We start from the raw sequence: 16,338 nt of genomic DNA, 5'->3' as shown, positions 1-16,338 counted from the left end.
TCAGCATCACCATCCACGACGGGGTTAGCAGCGCCTGAAACCACCGGTCAGGCCCGGACTGACCCCGCGTTTACGACGGAATTTTTCAGGCTTTGCGTCAGTTTTGATTCATTAATGTGACGACCCGCCTTTGGCAGGCGGGCCGTCTCATTAATGCGTCAGTCTCTAGAAGCGAGCGGTGAGGCTCATGGAGACTGTGGTACCGCGCTCATAGGTGTTGAAATCGGTCACACCAATGGTCGCATTGCGCTGGAATTCGACATGATCTTCATTCAGCAGGTTGCGGGCATTGAGCCCGAAAGTGACCGGCTGTTCGAAGAGGTCGAAATCACGGCTGTAGCTGAGATCGAGCTGGAAGCCCGGATCCTCGAGCACGTCCGGAAGCTCGGCACCCGGCTGGCTGAGGCCGCGCTGAAGCACGCGCTCATCCACCCAGTTCAGAAGCAGGGTCAGCTGTTCCACATCGCTTTCCCAGCCGATCTGGGCATTGACGATGTTTTCCGGCGTGCCCTGCAGAACCGATCCGTCCAGATTGAACAGGGATGCGGCCCGCTGGGTGCGGGTGATCGGGTCGAACACCGTATCATTGGCGCCGGCCTGAACCTCTGAATCGGTGTAGGTATAGTTCACCGAAACCCGGAAATCACGATCCGAGAAGAAGGGTTCGAAATAACCCGAATTCACCGGAATGTTGAAATACCGGCGGAATTCCAGTTCCGCACCCTGTACCACGGCCTCTGGCGAGTTGATGAAGGTGGTTTCGAACACGAAGGTCGAGGTCGAGAACTGCACTTCTTCAATCGGGTTGGTCAGCTCTTTGTAGAACACTGCGCCGGTGATGAACTGGTCGCGGCCCAGATAGTATTCCAGACGGGCATCGAAGTTCTGGATGGTGGAGTCCACAAGGCCGGAGTTACCGCGATAGAGCCGCTCTGATTCCGGATCGAAGAAGGAGGACAGAGCCAGTTCACGGAACTGGGGACGGGCAATCGTTTCCGAATAACCGGCCCGCAATTGCAGATCGTCGGCGAAGTTCCAGGTAATGGTCAGCGCCGGAAGCAGATACTCTTCCGACAGACCGACAGCCCCGGCACCGAGATTGCCAAAGCGGTCAAAGGTCTGAACGCTTTGCGTGCCCTCTTCATAACGCGCGCCCAAAGTCGCCCGGATGAAGTTGGTGACGTCGAAATCGGCCTGAAGATAGACCGCATCCACGTCGAGGCTGGCCGAATAGGAGTCATTCGGTGTGGTGATTTCGGTCAGAACAAACCGGTTCGGATCGATATTGTCCGGCCCGAACAGGAAGTCCGGACGCGCTACTTTCACATCATCCGGCAGGGAGTTACCGCCCGCAAACCGGTAGGCATAGAAGTTGTATTCGCGATCCGTGCGGGAGCTGTCCACACCGGCCATGAGCACCAGCTCGCGGCCACCGGCCATATCGAAGGTCCGCTGGATATCGACGCCGATATTGGCCAGATCATCGGTCAGATCCGAGAACCGGATGGCGTAGTTGTTGGCCACATCATAGGACGGGACACCGGTCGTGGCATCCGGGAAGCGGCGCAGCGTGCGTTCGTATGGCGCATCGCGTGTCGCCTGGGACAGTGAACCGCGCCAGTTGATCTCGAAATCACCGATCAGATGCTCACCGGCCAGTTGGCCCATGACCAGATTACGCTCGTACCAGCCGGTCGATTCGTCATGAATCTGGCCCGTCTGGCCGGGGGCGTTGAAGTCCACGCCGGTGTCGATCTGCGATTCCTTGGTCGTGGAATGCACATAGAAACCGGTGGCCTGAATCAGGTGATCGCCATTGTCGAAGCTGACAGAGCCCAGCGCATTGGTCTGGATGTTCAGGGTCGATTCCAGCGTGGAGAAATTATTCCCCAGAACATCACCCTGGACAAACTGGCGCGTCGCGCGCTGTGTTTCCCAGCCCTGGCTGTAACCGCCCGCTGCAATGACGCCGACTTCCCAATCGCCCAGCGAAAAGGCACGGCCCGCATCAAAGGAGAAGGACGAGTTCGGATGCAGACGTCCGGACTGGATCACGGTGACCGGTGTATTGGTCAGCGACTCACCAATCTGCTCGACGAGATCCGGATGCTGCGAGGACAGGGTCTGTCCGGTGACAATCAGGTTGCGCAGACCGCTCGGGAGACGGCGCACACCGTTGTCATAACCCGTCCAGTCTTCATCGGATCCATAATGGAAGATGCCCTGTTCGTGGGTGGTCTCGGTATTGTAGCTGAAGCTGGCCGAGATATTGGCAAAGTTGTCGATCGGGCGGCGCAGCGTGCGCAGATCGATCAGACCACCACCAAATTCACCCTGATAGTTGGCAGAATAGGTTTTCTGGACCGCAATCCGGTCGAGGACGCCAGACGGGAAAAGATCCAGCGGCACAGTCCGGCGGAGGGGCTCCGGGCTGGGCAGGGGCGAGCCGTTGAGCAGGGCGGAAGAATACCGGTCACCCAGTCCGCGGACATAGGCAAATCGGCCGCCGACGATCGACAGTCCAGAAACGCGGGTCAGCGCGATGGCGGCCGAGCTGTCACCGGACCGTTGCAGGTCTTCATTGGTCACAAAGCTGGCAACCTGCGCCGTTTGGCGTTGAGGTTCGGGGATAAACTGCCCGCGAACGACAATCGTGTCGCTTTCGGACGTATCCGCAGCGGCTTCTGCTTGCTGTGCCATCGCGGCCGAAGGCGCGAGGAACATTGTGCTTGCGAGCATGGCACCGCCAAATTTTGTTAAGGTATTCATGGCTTCAACCTTTGAATTTCGAGAGCTCTTGGGGGCAGAAGGCGGGGAGCGCCAGCCCGGAGGCCGGCGCACCGTTTCGCCCTAGCAAGGCGTTGTGGCCTCGAGGCCGCAGCTCCAGCCGGCCCACCAGCGGTCGCTGTTGTTCTGAACAGCGCCGGCATAGGTCGCGGCTGTGAACCACGGATCGACCGTGTTGGGGTTGATCGCGGTCACAGCGGTCTCGTTGGCGCCGTTGATGAAGGTGCCGCTCAGCGAATTGGTGCCGATGACATTATTCGTGCCACCTGCAATCGCCGCTGCCGCAAGACCGGCTTCGGAGTTCGCCGTTTCCAGGCCTGCTGCGCAATCGAACAGCACCGAGTCAAAGCTCGGATCCACACCGATGCCCTGGTATCCAGCCGTGCCGTTACCGGCCGAGCTCTGGAAGCGGAAGCACTCATCGCCCTGCTCGTTGAGCACGCCGTTGAGATAGCGGCCAACCGTCCCCGTATTCAGGCGGAAGCCATTGCCGCCGCCGGCACGGGCCACGAAGGTGAAGTTCGACACGGTCGCATTGGACAGTGGCACCACACCCGGAGCCGAAGAGGAAGCCTCGACCACATTGTCACCGCCATTGGCGCGCTGGACAACAATCGCGAACTGGATGTTGCCCTGATAGCCATTGTCGGTGTCGATCGAGTCATCGTCATTGCCGGTCAGAACCAGATTCCGGACATTGACGCCGCCGCCGAAGAATTCGACGCCGTCATCGGAGTTGTTGTGGACCTGGATGTTGTTGACCGTCGTGCCATTGCCGACACCGGCAAAGGTGATGCCGTTCAGCTCGTTGCCCGCCGTATTGATGGCGAAGCCGGCAAACTGGACCCGCGTATAGGTCAGTGAACCCGAGGAGTCATTGGCTGTGGCACCGCCATAGAGCGCATCCGGATTGGTCACGCCTTCGACGACGTTTTCACAGGCCACCGTGCCCGGCGTCGCCGCATCGCGGCAACGATTGATCGGTGCACGGCCCAGGATCACCAGACCACCCCATTCGGAAATGGCATCGATGCGGTCGCCCGCAGCATTGGTGATGTCATTCTCGGAGGTGAAGATGACCGGATTGGCAGCCGTACCGTTGGAGAAGAGCTGCGAACCGCGGTTCACGACGAGGTAGTCAGCGCCGCTGTCACCGAAGATCGAGACACCCGATTCGATGGTCAGGGAAGCCGGATCGCCGCCGGCAGCATTGCCGTCAGCACCGGTATCGATGCCCACATCAACGCGGCCATCAAGTTCGTAGATATTGCCGCGGGTCAGGCGGATATCGTCGGTGATGACACCGCTGATCCGGCAAACCGTTGTGCCATTGATCTGGAAGCCGGAATCCGTCGTGCCGGTCGGGCAGGTCGGGTCCGGGAAGAGAGCGAAGGTCCAGCCTGCAGCCCAGTTCTGGGTTTCGGTGTCGGCCGGGCCAAAGGCGCCTGCATAACCGAGGTTTTGCAGGAAGCCGTCAACGCCGGTCGGATCGAACGGAGTGATATTGCCTTCATTCGGTCCCGGGAAGAGACGGGCGGCCAGCGAGCTGGCGCCAATTACGTTATTCGTGCCGCCGGCAATCGCCGCAGCGGCCACGCCCGGATCGGAATTGCCGGTTTCAATGCCGCCATCGCAATCGAACAGCACCGAGTCAAAGCTCGGATCGACATTGACGCCGCCATAGCCCGGATTGCCGTCACCGGCGCTGGTCTGCCAGCGGAAGCATTCCTGACCGTAATCGACCACACCATTCATGTAACGGCCGACCGTACCCGTATTCAGGCGGAAGGCGTTCGAACGATTGCCGACGAAGGTGAAGTTGGAGATCGAGGCATTCGACAGCGGGGTCACACCCGGTGCCGAGGAGGAGGCCTCAACGATATTGTCGCCGCCATCAGCGCGCTGAACCACGATCAGGTTCTGAATGCCGCCCTGATAGCCATTATCGGTATCGACCGAGTCATCGTCATTACCGGTCAGGACCAGATTGCCGACATTGGCCGTGCCGCCGAAGAATTCGACGCCATCATCGGAGTTGTTGTGAACCTGGATATTCTCCAGCGTCGTGCCGTCGCCAACACCGCCGAAGGTGATGCCGTTCAGCTCGTTACCGGCCGTGTTGATCGCGAAACCGGCGAACTGGACGCGGACATAACGCAGGATACCGGAATTGTCGTTCGGCGAGGCACCGCCATAAAGCGCATCCGGATTGGTCACGCCTTCGACGACGTTCTCGCACTGGACCGTGCCCGGCGTGGCCGCATCGCGGCAGCGATTGATCGGCGCACGGCCGAGGATGACCAGACCACCCCATTCGGAGATGTTCGATCCGCCATCATCATTGGACGGGTCGGTGTCGGCCTGACGGAGAAGGTCAGCCTGGCTGGTCATGATGATCGGATTGGCGGCCGTACCATTGGCTTCAATCTGGGAGCCGCGATTGACGACGATATAGTCGGCACCGCTGTTTCCGAAGAGCACGGCACCCGGCTCGATCGTCAGGCGGGCGGCCGTTCCGCCGGCATTGCCGTCAGCGCCGGTGTCGGAACCGATGTCGAGGCGGCCATCAATGCGGTAAGCCACGCCATTGGCGGCCGGAATGGTGAGGTTGGCCAGAACGGCACCGGACAGAACGGCAACCGTACGACCGGCCACGGGGGTCGCAGCGCAGGTGAAACCGGCCGGACAGGCGGCACCACCGCCGCCACCGCCGCCGCCACCGCCACCGGTGCCGCCGGGAGGCGTGCCGGGGTTGGTCACGCCCGGAGACGCAATGTTGGAACCCTGTGAACAGGCGGCGAGTGTGCCGGCGGCTGCAATCAGCAACAGCTTTTTGAATGAAATGTCCAAGGACATGAATGACCCCCAATGAAGAGCGCGGAACAGACAGGTCGCACGCAGGCCTCATTGCCCACGTACGTGATCGGGCCGGAACAAATCGGAGAGTTGCAACAAAGCGATGACGGTTGTGCATCGGTTTTTTATCAGGACTGCGACCGCTTTGTGAAAGCCGCTATCCGCCTGATTTTATCAGGCATATTTTGTTGTTTTAATTGGTATATTTTCGGGTGTGACCGGAAGTCCCCGCTCCCCGGATCGAGGTATTAAATTTGTGTGACAGCGCGTTTGCGTGTTAGGCCCGTTTGCACCCGAAGAGCGCATCTCATTTTCCGCTTTACAGCCGGAAAGTTTGGACATAAATGCGTCTTCCCGGCGGAGGTGACGATGCCGGATTGGGTTAATAGCAGTCAGGGGGTTTCGTGCGTTGGACACGTTCAATACGCCCCTGGACCTGGTCCGCACTCGGCCCGTCGAGGTCCCGAACATTTGCGTTCGGCAAGATCGACTCTCCGTAGCGGTACGCTGGTTCCAGGACAATTTTAGCGGCGAAGTTCTGTACGCGGTGAAGGCCAATCCATCCGCATGGGTGATTGATGGCCTCTATGCGTCCGGACAACGCTGGTTCGATGTCGCTTCTCTCAACGAGGTGAAGCTGATCGCGGAGCGCTGCCCGGAGGCCACGATGGCCTTCCTGCACCCCGTGAAAAGCCGTCATGCGATTCGCACCGCCTATTTCGATTATGGCGTCCGAATTTTCGCACTCGATTGCGAGGACGAGCTCAACAAGATTGTTGAGTCGACCGATCATGCCGAAGATCTGACCCTGATTGTGCGTCTCGGCGTTTCCAATGCCGGCGCGGTCCTGCCGCTGGCCGGCAAGTTCGGCGCCAGCACGTTCGAGGCCCCGGCCCTGATCGAGAAAGCCCGCCACGTCGCCGGGGAACTCGGCGTCAGCTTCCATGTCGGCAGCCAGTGCATGGACCCGATGGCCTATCGCGCCGCCATGCTGGAAGCGAGCCGCCTGATTGCCCGAGCCGGTGTGACGGTGGATATCGTCGATGTCGGCGGGGGCTTCCCGTCCATCTATCCGGGTCTCACCCCGCCGCCGCTCTATGATTATATCGACGCCATCGAAGACGCCTTCGAGGAAATGATGGTCCTTGAAAACGCCGATCTGTGGTGTGAGCCCGGCCGCGCCCTGGTGGCGGAAGCCTCCTCCATGCTGACCCGGGTCGAGCTGCGCAAGGGTGATGCCCTCTATCTCAATGATGGCGCCTATGGCGGCCTGTTTGACGCCACCCACGCCAAATGGCCCTTCCCGATGCGCGTTTTCCGCGACAGCGGCGAGCTGACGGGCGAGGTCTCACCCTTCCGCCTGTTCGGGCCGACCTGCGATTCGATCGATTCCATGCCGGGACCGTATGATCTGCCGGCGGATATCCGCGAAGGCGATGTCATCGAGGTCGGCATGCTGGGCGCCTATGGCGAAGCCATGGCCACACGGTTCAACGGCTTTGGCGAATATACGTATTCGCACATGCGTGATTTTCCGTGGGAAAGCCTGTATGTTGCCCGACCGGCCCGCCGGGTCTCCGAGGGCGCCGAAATCGTCGCCTTTCCGCGCACCAAACGCCGCCGCGAGCGGATGCGCCGTCGCTAGAAGAAGCAAGAGTTTTACATGACAGAGAAAACCAACCGGAAGGCAGAGCTTCTGTCTTCCCCCGTCGAGCATTTTGACATCACGCAGTTCGACGCCCGCCCGGTCATTGATGCCTGGGAGAAGATGTCCTTTACCTCGCGCGATGCCGCGCGCGCAGCCCGCATTCTCGGGGCCGCCGTCGCCGATCCCGATTGTTCGGTCATCCTGACCCTTGCCGGTTCCACATCGGCCGGCGGCTGCATGCATGTCTGGCGCGACATGGTCCGCAACAACATGGTCGATGCCATCGTTGCGACCGGCGCCTCCATCGTCGACATGGATTTCTTCGAGGCCATCGGCTTCAAGCATTATCAGGCGCGCGACATTCCGGACGACCGCATCCTGCGCGATCTCTATATCGACCGCATCTACGACACCTATATCGATGAGGAAGAGCTGCAGGCCTGCGACCATATTCTGGGCGACATTGCTGACAGCCTCGATCCCAAGCCGATCTCTTCGCGCGCCTTCATCCACGCCATGGGCAAGTATCTCGCCGAGGGCGGGGCCAAGAAGGAAAGCTCGCTGATCCAGGAATGCTATGAGCATGGCGTGCCGATCTTCGTGCCGGCCTTTGCCGACTGTTCCGCCGGCTTCGGTCTGGTGAAGCACCAGGTCGAGCGTATGAAGGAGGGCAAGCCTTATCTCTCCATCGACGCGGTCGCCGATTTCCGCGAGCTGACCGACATCAAGATCAAGGCAGGCACGACCGGCCTGTTCATGATCGGTGGCGGCGTGCCGAAAAACTTCGCGCAGGACACCGTCGTCTGTGCGGAAATCCTCGGCCATGAAGTGCCGATGCACGCCTATGCGGTGCAGATTACCGTCGCCGATGTGCGCGATGGCGCCTGTTCCTCCTCTACGCTGAAAGAGGCCTGCTCCTGGGGCAAGGTGGATGTGGCGCTGGAGCAGATGGTGTTCGCCGAAGCCACCACCGTGGCGCCGGTCATCGTCTCGGACGTCTATCACCGCGGCGCCTGGAAAACCCGCAAGAAGCGCCGCTTCGCGGACATGTTCGAAGACTAGAAACCGGGCCGTGCTGGCCGCAAGCCCAAGGCCACCACACACCGCGTCATGCCCCGATTTATTCGGGGCATCTCGATCACTTTCAGAGATCCCCCGGACCCCGCAAAAGCGGGGCCGGAGGATGACGGCGGGTTGGGATTCACTCGCCTAGCCCTTCCCCCGCGCCGCAAAGGCCGCCTGTTGTTCTGGCGTCGCCGGGGTCTGGAAATTCGCTTTCCAGTCCTCATACGCCATGCCGTAAATGCGCGTCCGTGCCTCGGCATCGCTGATCTCCAGCCCGCGCTCCTCGGCGGCGGCGCGATACCATTTCGACAGGCAATTACGGCAGAAATCGGCGAGAATCATCAGATCGATATTCTGCACATCCTTGCGATCATCCAGATGCGCCAGCAAGCGGCGGAAGGCCGCCGCATCCAGCGCGTCCTGTTCGGCTTGGGAGAGATCGTCATGGGTCATGGGCAGCTCCGTCCGGCGCTTTGGAAATCTGTTGGCCTTGCCGCCCAGCTTAGCCGACGCCTTGCGCCGGAGAGAAGGCGCAAGTTTCCTGGCCCCGGCCCCACCGCGGCGATTTGCCCGCGACTCCTACTCAACAGGACTGGCATCGCTCAGTAAATCCTCTCCCGCCGTCTCCGAGCGTTCCTCGGCCACTTTCCGTTCAAGATGCCGGTCGGGCGTGACATCGGTCGAGGCGGTCGTCTGGACCGGGCCGGGCTGCCTCGCAGCTTTTTGCGGGCCTTGCGTGCGGGAGGATGGCGCGACCCGCTGGGGCAAATCCGCGCCCTGATCGAAGCGCAGGCGGTAAATGGGTTCCGGCAGGGTGAAGCCTTGAGCCTCCAGAACCGATTTGACCGCGCGAATCGCAAGACTGAGCGCCTTGAGGAAATCCGCCTGCGTCTGATCCACCCAGCCGGTGAATCTCACGACAATCGAGGAATCTCCGACCTCGACGATGGCGGCATCCGCTTCGGGTTCGGCGAGCACGAAATCGAGCCCGGACAGCGCTTTCAGCCCCGTATCCATGGCATCCACCGGGTCATCTTCGGCGTCCACACCCAGATCGAATGAAAACCGGCGTTCCGGATTGCGGGTATAGTTGAGAATGATCCCCTTGAAGACATCCGCATTGGGAATTCGCAAATGATTGCCATCGAGCGTCATCAGCACGGTCGCCCGCGATGTCAGCCGCGCCACAACGCCTTCATGCGTGTTGATGATCACATGCTCGCCGGCGCGGAAAGGCTGACGGATGCTGAGCAGAATGCTGGCAATGTAGTTCTCGATCGTATCCCGCACGGCGAATCCGAGCGCCAGCCCGATAATGCCCAACGCCCCCGCCAGCGCGCCGAGCATGGCCGTGGCCCCCAGAAGGGCAAAGGACACCAGCACGGCTATTGCAATCGCAACCATCCGGAAGGCCTGCGCCATCATTTCGGCAAGGAATCGATTGGGCGCGACCCGGTTCCAGAAGCCGGACCAGGCGGACAAGCGGAAGCCGGACCAGACAATCAGGACAAATACCACGGCGACAATCAGATAGACCGGCCACGACCGGGACAATCGCGTCAGTCCGGCTTCGACATCGGCGATGAAGGGGGAAACATTGGTTTCAATATCGAGTGTCCGGTCCAGCCGGTCATCTACCAGAACCACGCCTTCGACCCGTCCGGCGATCGCCACGGCTTGGGAGACCGCCGCCTCGCTGGCCACCTCACCTTCCAGCACGACAACGCCTTCGCGCACCTCCACATCGATACCGGACAGTCCGGACACCTCGGCAAATATCCCGTTGATGCGGCGGGCAATCGCCGCGTCCTGCTCCGCATCAGCGGCCTGGGAAATGGCCGGAACATTGTCATTCGATTGGGCAAACAGCGCCGCAGGACCGGCAAATAGCAGCGCGCAGGCGATAAGAACTGCCCGCGCTGGCCAGACTGGTTTTCGCATGATCATGGCAAATGAACGGTCCGGTCCCGCTTCCGGTTCCCGGTCAGGCTGTCACCGGTCCGGTTTTGTCAGACCGTGGCATGAGATCTGTTGGCCTTGCCCCCGGCTTGGCCTACGCTTTGCGCCGGGGAGAAGGGGCGGCACAGATGGCAGACACACCGACACGGCTGGAAGACGCGCACGCCCTGTCGCCGGATTACTATTCTGGCGACAGCTGGCACCGCTTCGACCAGCGCCACATCCTTGCTGCAGGCTGGCAGATTGTCGGCCCATCCGCGCAGGTCGCAAATAGCGGTGATCACATCGTCCGCGAGATCGGCGGCAAGCCGATCCTGATCGTGCGCAATACGCAAGGCAAGCTCAACGGTTTCTACAATGTCTGCCGCCACCGCGCCGGACCGATCGCGCTCTGCGATGGCACGGGCGCGAAACGCCTGCGCTGCGCCTATCATGGCTGGATCTATGATCTCGATGGCCAGCTGAAAGTCACGCCGCAAATGGACCGCGCAGAGGGTTTCGACATTTCCGGCATTCGCCTCGCACCGATCGAGGTTGCCGAATGGTCCGGCATGGTCTTCGCCCGCGCAGGCGAAGGTCCGGACTTTGCCGATATCCGCGCTGATCTCGACCGTGTCGCGCCGCCGGATTGCCTCGACGGCATGGTCTATCACCATACCCGGATCTACGAGGTCGATGCCAACTGGAAGACCTATGTCGATAATTATCTGGAAGGCTATCACGTGCCGGTCGTTCATGCCGGACTGAACGCGCTGATCGAATATGACGTCTACGATATCGCGCTGACCCAATGGGCCTCGGTGCAAAGCTCGCCCATGACCGACCCGGACCTCTATGGCACGGGCGAGGCGCGCTATGTCTTCCTCTACCCCAACACCATGCTGAACATCCTGCCCGGACGCGTGCAGACCAATCGCGTGGTCGCCATCTCGGACCGCAAATGCGTGGTCGAGTTTTCCTTCTATTACCGCCCCGGCGAGGAGGCCAAGGCCGACCGCGATGATGCCTTCTCCGAAGAAGTACAGGACGAGGACCGCATGATTTGCGAGCGCGTCCAGCAAGGCCTTGAATCCGGGTCCTACACGCCGGGCCGCCTCTCGCCCTCACAGGAATCCGCCGTCTGGCATTTCCAGAACCTCTTGCGCCGCGCCTATGCCGCGGCAGAAACCCGGGACTGAATGAGCAACATCACACCGCCGGACGGCACAATGATTTCCGCGAAAAAGCCCCTCGGCTTCTGGGGCTGCTGGTCGCTCACCGTCGGGGTGATGATCGGTTCGGGCATTTTCATGCTGCCCACCGTGCTCGCGCCCTATGGCCTGATGAGTTTCGGCGGCTGGCTCTTGACGGGTGGCGCCTCCATCCTGCTGGCCCTCGTTCTGGCGCGCCTGGCCGGGCGCACCACCCGCACCGGCGGGCCTTACGCCTATGCGCATGATGCCTTTGGCGATCTGCCGGGCTTTCTCATCGCCTGGGGATATTGGGCCTCGGTCTGGATCGCGACGCCGACCATTGCCCTCGCCTTTGTCGGCTATCTCGGCGTCTTCTTCCCCCAGCTCAATAGCGCGCCCATGGCGCAGGCCGCGATTGCGCTCGCCCTGTTATGGACGCTCACCCTCGTCAATATCCGCGGCGTGCGCGAAGCCGGCCTTGTCCAGCTCATCATGACCTTCCTCAAGCTCATTCCGCTGATCCTGATCATCTTCGCCGGTCTGGCCTTTGGCTCGGCCGACAATCTGCCGGAAGCCAATCCGACCGGCGGCCACCCGCTCGCCATTCTCGCCACCACGGCGCTGCTCACCATGTGGGCTTTTGCCGGCATGGAGGCCGGCGTCATTCCGGCGGGCGAGGTCGCCAATCCGCAAAAGACCATGCCGCGCGCGATTCTAACCGGCGTGGTGGCGGTTGCCATCGTCTATATCGGCTCGACAGCGGCCGTGATGATGCTGGTCCCGGCGGATCAGCTCGCGGCCTCCACCTCACCCTTTTCCGATGCCGCCCGCGTGCTCGGCACATGGGGTCCGCCACTGGTGGCGCTCGGTGCACTGATCTCCACGGCGGGATCGCTCAATGGCAATGTCTTCACCTCGGGGCAGATGCCGCTGGCCGTCGCGCTGGACCGGCTCGCGCCGAAATTTCTCGCCACCAGAAACAGAGGCCATGCGCCCTATTGGGCACTCATTCTCGCCACCTCGGTCTCGTCCATATTGCTGATGCTGAATTTCTCGCGCGGCCTGGTCGGCGCCTTCACCTTCCTGTTGATGATGAGCACGCTCACCACCCTCATCCCCATGTTGGCCAGCGCCCTCGCCGAATTCAAACACTCCTGGCGCACAGCCAGAGGCTGGGCGGCCGTGGCGGTTGCCGGTGCGCTCTATGCGACCTTCGCCATCCTCGGCTCGGGCCTTGAAGTCCTCGCCTGGGGCGCGGTCCTGCTGGCCGTCGGCGTGCCGGTGTTTTATCTAGGACGACGGAGGGGGTGAGGCAAAGATATTCCTAGTATCGGCGGGCGACTCCGGCCGTGGCCACAACGAGCAGGCCACCCGCAACCACAAGCCAGATGAACGAAATCCAAAGGATTGGACCATGTCCCGGTGGTGCAAACCGGAATTCCGGAATGGCTTCCGCCTGGGCGACCGTAATCCGTGAACGATTCACCGTAGCCGGGCCAATGGCTTCATGAATCACGGCCAGATGCGCGCGCGCCTGTTGCCGGAAGGCGGCGGCCCGCTCCGGTCCCGTGCCGGAGGCCCGGAAAAGAAGATCCTGCGCCATCATCGAGGGCGAAAGAAAGCCAACAGCATTGACGAATTGCCTTTGTGCGCTTTGCTGATCTTCAAACTCGGCGACAAGCGGCGCCGTTCTCGAATTGATATCCACATTGGCCAGATAGGAGGCGCGGTAAAAACCGGGCACGGCATCATCGGAGGCCCCGCCCTGACCGGGATGTTCAGCCATGTAGATTTCGGCGCGCTGGGCCAGGTTTCGGCGGGTTTGACCCTCTGCATCACGCGCCTCGCTCAGATAGGTCACCCGGGAGGGAACAGGATGGAGAGACTGGGCAAGGAACTGCGAGGCAGAGGGAATGAGAACCACGAAAACCGACCAGCTGACGAGCACCGCTATGGCCCCGGAAGCCGGCCGTTCCGTCAGCACCGCAATCATCGCAGACACCCCTGCCCAGAACAGGGCATAGGCGGTAATCGCGGCGAGCCAGATCAAACCGGAGACGGGCGAGGCCGATTTGACGGCGCTTGCGATCAGAACGCAGGCGGCGGGAATGAGGACAAGCGGCACCGAAACGGCCAGCAGACGGGCGGCAAGCAGCCTTGAAAGGCTCCCGCCCTGCATCAGGAAAACCCGGAAACGCCCGGCAACCCGTTCCCGGCTCACGACGTCGAACGTCAGCATCAACAGAAACAGCGGCATGAGAACAATGACGACAAAAGCAAGATCAATGCGCCCGGACCGGAGCACAGACGGCCCTTCAACCTCGTAGCGCCGGAACAGGGACGCCTCGCTTCGCCACCCGCTGATCAGCGCAGAATGGGGATGTATGGCCTCATTGCGATGCGCCAGCGCCGCCAGATCGCCGGGCATGTGAACGGCGCGAAGCGTCAGCGCCATCGGGCGCGCAGAATAGGGAGACACCTCTTCACCGGCTTCCGCGCGGCGCAAGTCCGCCATCCACGCTTCGCGGTCTGTGAACATGTCGGCAGGCGTTTCCGCCTGGATTTCCTGAACATGGCTTTGCCAGGTCAGACCGTCCATCAAAGCCCAGAATGCGACGCCAGCGTAAATGGCAATGGCCAGAATGCGAACCGGCGAACGCCAGAAATCCGCCCATTCACGTTGCATATAAAACCCGAACATCAGCGCGCCCCCTGCTGAAGCGAATTACGTATCGCCGCGATCGCCAGCCACCCGGCCGCCAGAAGCCAGAGAAACAGAACGCCCAGCTCGAAAAGATAATATTGAAACACATCGCCCAACGATGGTGGAGCCGGCTCGAATTCGGGAATGCTTTCCCAGAGCTCCCGGCCGGCCATGTAGGAAAAGGCCTGGTCACCAGCATTGACCATCATGTCATGATTTAACTGTTCGATGATCAATCGGCGATGGGCTTCGGCCTGCGTCGCAAAACGTTGCTGTGCCAACAAATCGGTGCCCGACAGACCCGATGACAGGCGTTGCAGGGCGAGGACGGGGGAAACCACGGACGCATAGCGCAGCACGGCATCCTGCCCGGAATGCGTCGCGGCAAGTTCGCCATAAATCCGGTCATAGACCGCATTGGCGAACTCTTCATGCGCCTGCAGGATCAGGGCTTCGCGATCAAATCCGAGACTATCGAAAGACTCGGCGCCAAACTCGGCCACGACGCGCGCTTCCAGTGACGCGATCGCAGCTGCCCGCTCTTCGGTTTCGCCAGACCAGAATGGCGACTGGGCGTGAATCTGGATGTCATTCTTGAGCTGTTGCTCATCAATGTCAGGGAAAAGCGTGACGGCAAACTGTCCGGCCAGCGCAGGCCATAACAGGGCCACAAACAGCCAGGCGGAAGCCGCCAGCGTAAAGGCCTTCGACAAGGTCGCAGATCGCGCAGACAGCCACAGCACGAAGAACGAAAACCCGATCAGGCCGAGCGCATATACCAGTATCAATGACACCAGCCGCATGGCCGAATAGCCGCCAGCGCCGGTCAGGATACCAACGAGGACAGGTAGCAGGATCAGCAGCACGGCCATTGCCCCGACAAACAGAAATGCGGTCGAGACCTTGCCCCAGGCGAAGGAAGACGGCGGAACTCCAGCTCCGGACAAAGCCCTGAGCGTGCCCTGCTGCCGCTCGCCCGCAATGGACGGAAAGAGCAGGATCACCAAGGCCAGGGTTCCGACAACTTGCACAATCCAGGCTGGGGAAAGCGCAGGAAACGGAGCCTGGACGGCAGCATCCTCGGCCCGGCGCAAAGTTGTCGGATTCTGTGTATGGGCTTCCATCCAGAAGGCCGCCCCGGCAAAGTCGAAAATGCCGGGATCGAATGCTGCCAGTGGCGGTGTTTCGCGGAAGGCATAGCGCGCAAAATGTGCCGCGCCATGCGGATTGTTTTCGCCCTGTTCGACCCATACTTCGCGGTCAGTGGCGACGGCCGCTTGCCGGGCCTGCATGTCGGACGCAGCCCGGTTCCAGCCGTCCAGCGAAGCAGCAGCCAGCAGCAGAACGAGAATGGCGATGATGCCGATAAACCGCCGGTCGCGAAGAAACTCTGTCAGCTCCTTGCCAAAGATGATCCCGGTCATGCTGCCCGTTCCGCCTGCATGTGGTTGAGATATATCCGCTCGATTTCCGAGGCATCGACGCTGGCCGCATTAATCATCTCCACCAGCTGGCCGCCCCTCATAATTCCAATGCGTGAGGCGCATTCCTTGGCCCGGAAAATATCATGGGTAGCGATCAGGACGGCGCATCCCGAATCCCGGAACTTTTCGAGACGTGACGTGAATTCGCTGGCCGCTTTCGGGTCGAGGCCGGACATCGGTTCGTCCAGAAGCAGGGCCTTGGCATTTTTTGCAAACCCGATCGCAAGACCGACTTTCTGGCGCATCCCTTTCGAGAAGCCGGAAACCGGCCGGCGGATCTGGTCTGTGTCGAGGCCCGCTTCGATCAGGATGGATTCAAGTTCGGACGAATTGCGCTTGTGGCCAGCCAGCCGATCAAAATAGGCCAGGTTTTCGACCGCAGTCAGCGCCGGATAGAGTGCTACGTTTTCCGGGATATAGGCGATCTGTTTGCGGGCAGCCGCCTTGCTTGGCCCCGGTGATATCCCCCCGACCGTCACCTCTCCCGAATCCGGCTCGATGAATCCCATGAACAGATTGAGCGTTGTGGTCTTGCCGGCACCGTTGGCACCCAGCAGGCAGACGATCTCGCCGGCTCTCACGTCCAGATCGAGACCTTCAAGCGCCACAACAGGGCCGAAGGTTTTTCGTGCAGACTTTGCGATCAGCATGGTCTGGATTTCC

General features: G+C 61.1%; 11 protein-coding genes. 4 read left to right on the top strand and 7 right to left on the bottom strand.

Features of this window, described 5'->3' with window-relative positions:
• Positions 1-165 precede the first annotated feature (165 nt).
• Together P0D52_RS02130 and P0D52_RS02125 are read right to left on the bottom strand one after the other, a co-directional pair.
• The gene (locus P0D52_RS02130; protein ID WP_394693800.1) at positions 166-2,769 is read right to left on the bottom strand and encodes a TonB-dependent receptor domain-containing protein; all 2,604 of its coding nucleotides are present in this window, start codon (positions 2,767-2,769) and stop codon (positions 166-168) included.
• A gap of 81 nt (positions 2,770-2,850) precedes the next feature.
• Entirely contained in the window at positions 2,851-5,643 is a 2,793-nt protein-coding gene (locus tag P0D52_RS02125; RefSeq protein ID WP_394693799.1) for a beta strand repeat-containing protein, read from the bottom strand.
• A gap of 409 nt (positions 5,644-6,052) precedes the next feature.
• Between P0D52_RS02125 and P0D52_RS02120 the strand changes: the two genes are divergently transcribed.
• Positions 6,053-7,288 carry a type III PLP-dependent enzyme gene (locus tag P0D52_RS02120; protein WP_394693798.1) on the top strand — a complete coding sequence of 412 codons (1,236 nt, stop codon included), beginning with the start codon at positions 6,053-6,055 and terminating at the stop codon, positions 7,286-7,288.
• An 18-nt stretch (positions 7,289-7,306) separates the two neighbouring features.
• A complete protein-coding gene (locus P0D52_RS02115) occupies positions 7,307-8,353 on the top strand; it encodes a deoxyhypusine synthase (protein WP_394693797.1) in 1,047 nt (348 codons plus the stop codon).
• Between the two features lie 147 nt (positions 8,354-8,500).
• On the opposite strand, the gene P0D52_RS02110 is transcribed toward P0D52_RS02115, so the two are convergent.
• Both P0D52_RS02110 and P0D52_RS02105 read right to left on the bottom strand, forming a co-directional pair.
• Positions 8,501-8,809: a DUF1244 domain-containing protein gene (locus P0D52_RS02110; protein WP_394693796.1), complete on the bottom strand. Its 309-nt coding sequence runs from the start codon at positions 8,807-8,809 to the stop codon at positions 8,501-8,503.
• Between the two features lie 126 nt (positions 8,810-8,935).
• Entirely contained in the window at positions 8,936-10,297 is a 1,362-nt protein-coding gene (locus P0D52_RS02105; protein ID WP_394693795.1) for a mechanosensitive ion channel family protein, read from the bottom strand.
• A 146-nt stretch (positions 10,298-10,443) separates the two neighbouring features.
• Here P0D52_RS02105 and P0D52_RS02100 point away from each other — a divergent pair, with 146 nt between their 5' ends.
• Both P0D52_RS02100 and P0D52_RS02095 read left to right on the top strand, forming a co-directional pair.
• Positions 10,444-11,493 (top strand): aromatic ring-hydroxylating dioxygenase subunit alpha, encoded by a 1,050-nt coding sequence (locus tag P0D52_RS02100; RefSeq protein WP_394693794.1) that lies wholly within the window; start codon positions 10,444-10,446, stop codon positions 11,491-11,493.
• Complete coding sequence (locus P0D52_RS02095) at positions 11,494-12,798, top strand: APC family permease (protein WP_394693793.1); 1,305 nt, start codon at positions 11,494-11,496, stop codon at positions 12,796-12,798.
• 13 nt (positions 12,799-12,811) lie between these two features.
• Here the strand turns inward: P0D52_RS02095 and P0D52_RS02090 are convergent, their stop codons facing one another.
• The 3 genes from P0D52_RS02090 to P0D52_RS02080 are packed head-to-tail and all read right to left on the bottom strand — an operon-like array spanning position 12,812 to position 16,325.
• Positions 12,812-14,188 carry a DUF3526 domain-containing protein gene (locus P0D52_RS02090; RefSeq protein ID WP_394693792.1) on the bottom strand — a complete coding sequence of 459 codons (1,377 nt, stop codon included), beginning with the start codon at positions 14,186-14,188 and terminating at the stop codon, positions 12,812-12,814.
• Positions 14,188-15,615: a DUF3526 domain-containing protein gene (locus P0D52_RS02085; RefSeq protein ID WP_394693791.1), complete on the bottom strand. Its 1,428-nt coding sequence runs from the start codon at positions 15,613-15,615 to the stop codon at positions 14,188-14,190. The genes P0D52_RS02090 and P0D52_RS02085 overlap by 1 nt, the downstream gene beginning before the upstream one ends.
• Positions 15,612-16,325 (bottom strand): ABC transporter ATP-binding protein, encoded by a 714-nt coding sequence (locus P0D52_RS02080; protein ID WP_394693790.1) that lies wholly within the window; start codon positions 16,323-16,325, stop codon positions 15,612-15,614. The genes P0D52_RS02085 and P0D52_RS02080 overlap by 4 nt, the downstream gene beginning before the upstream one ends.
• Positions 16,326-16,338 lie beyond the last annotated feature (13 nt).

This window comes from Hyphobacterium sp. (assembly GCF_043584775.1).
Classification (GTDB): domain Bacteria; phylum Pseudomonadota; class Alphaproteobacteria; order Caulobacterales; family Maricaulaceae; genus Hyphobacterium.
Note: the sequence above shows the minus strand (reverse complement) of the source record. Positions and strands in the feature narration are given on the sequence as shown.

Excerpts from the sequence above, each read along its gene's own strand:
- P0D52_RS02105 (WP_394693795.1), bottom strand. The coding sequence starts at position 10,297 with ATGCGAAAACCAGTCTGGCCAGCGCGGGCAGTTCTTATCGCCTGCGCG.
- P0D52_RS02125 (WP_394693799.1), bottom strand. The coding sequence starts at position 5,643 with ATGTCCTTGGACATTTCATTCAAAAAGCTGTTGCTGATTGCAGCCGCC.
- P0D52_RS02115 (WP_394693797.1), top strand. The coding sequence starts at position 7,307 with ATGACAGAGAAAACCAACCGGAAGGCAGAGCTTCTGTCTTCCCCCGTC.
- P0D52_RS02100 (WP_394693794.1), top strand. The coding sequence starts at position 10,444 with ATGGCAGACACACCGACACGGCTGGAAGACGCGCACGCCCTGTCGCCG.
- P0D52_RS02095 (WP_394693793.1), top strand. The coding sequence starts at position 11,494 with ATGAGCAACATCACACCGCCGGACGGCACAATGATTTCCGCGAAAAAG.
- P0D52_RS02080 (WP_394693790.1), bottom strand. The coding sequence starts at position 16,325 with ATGCTGATCGCAAAGTCTGCACGAAAAACCTTCGGCCCTGTTGTGGCG.
- P0D52_RS02090 (WP_394693792.1), bottom strand. The coding sequence starts at position 14,188 with ATGTTCGGGTTTTATATGCAACGTGAATGGGCGGATTTCTGGCGTTCG.
- P0D52_RS02110 (WP_394693796.1), bottom strand. The coding sequence starts at position 8,809 with ATGACCCATGACGATCTCTCCCAAGCCGAACAGGACGCGCTGGATGCG.
- P0D52_RS02130 (WP_394693800.1), bottom strand. The coding sequence starts at position 2,769 with ATGAATACCTTAACAAAATTTGGCGGTGCCATGCTCGCAAGCACAATG.
- P0D52_RS02085 (WP_394693791.1), bottom strand. The coding sequence starts at position 15,615 with ATGACCGGGATCATCTTTGGCAAGGAGCTGACAGAGTTTCTTCGCGAC.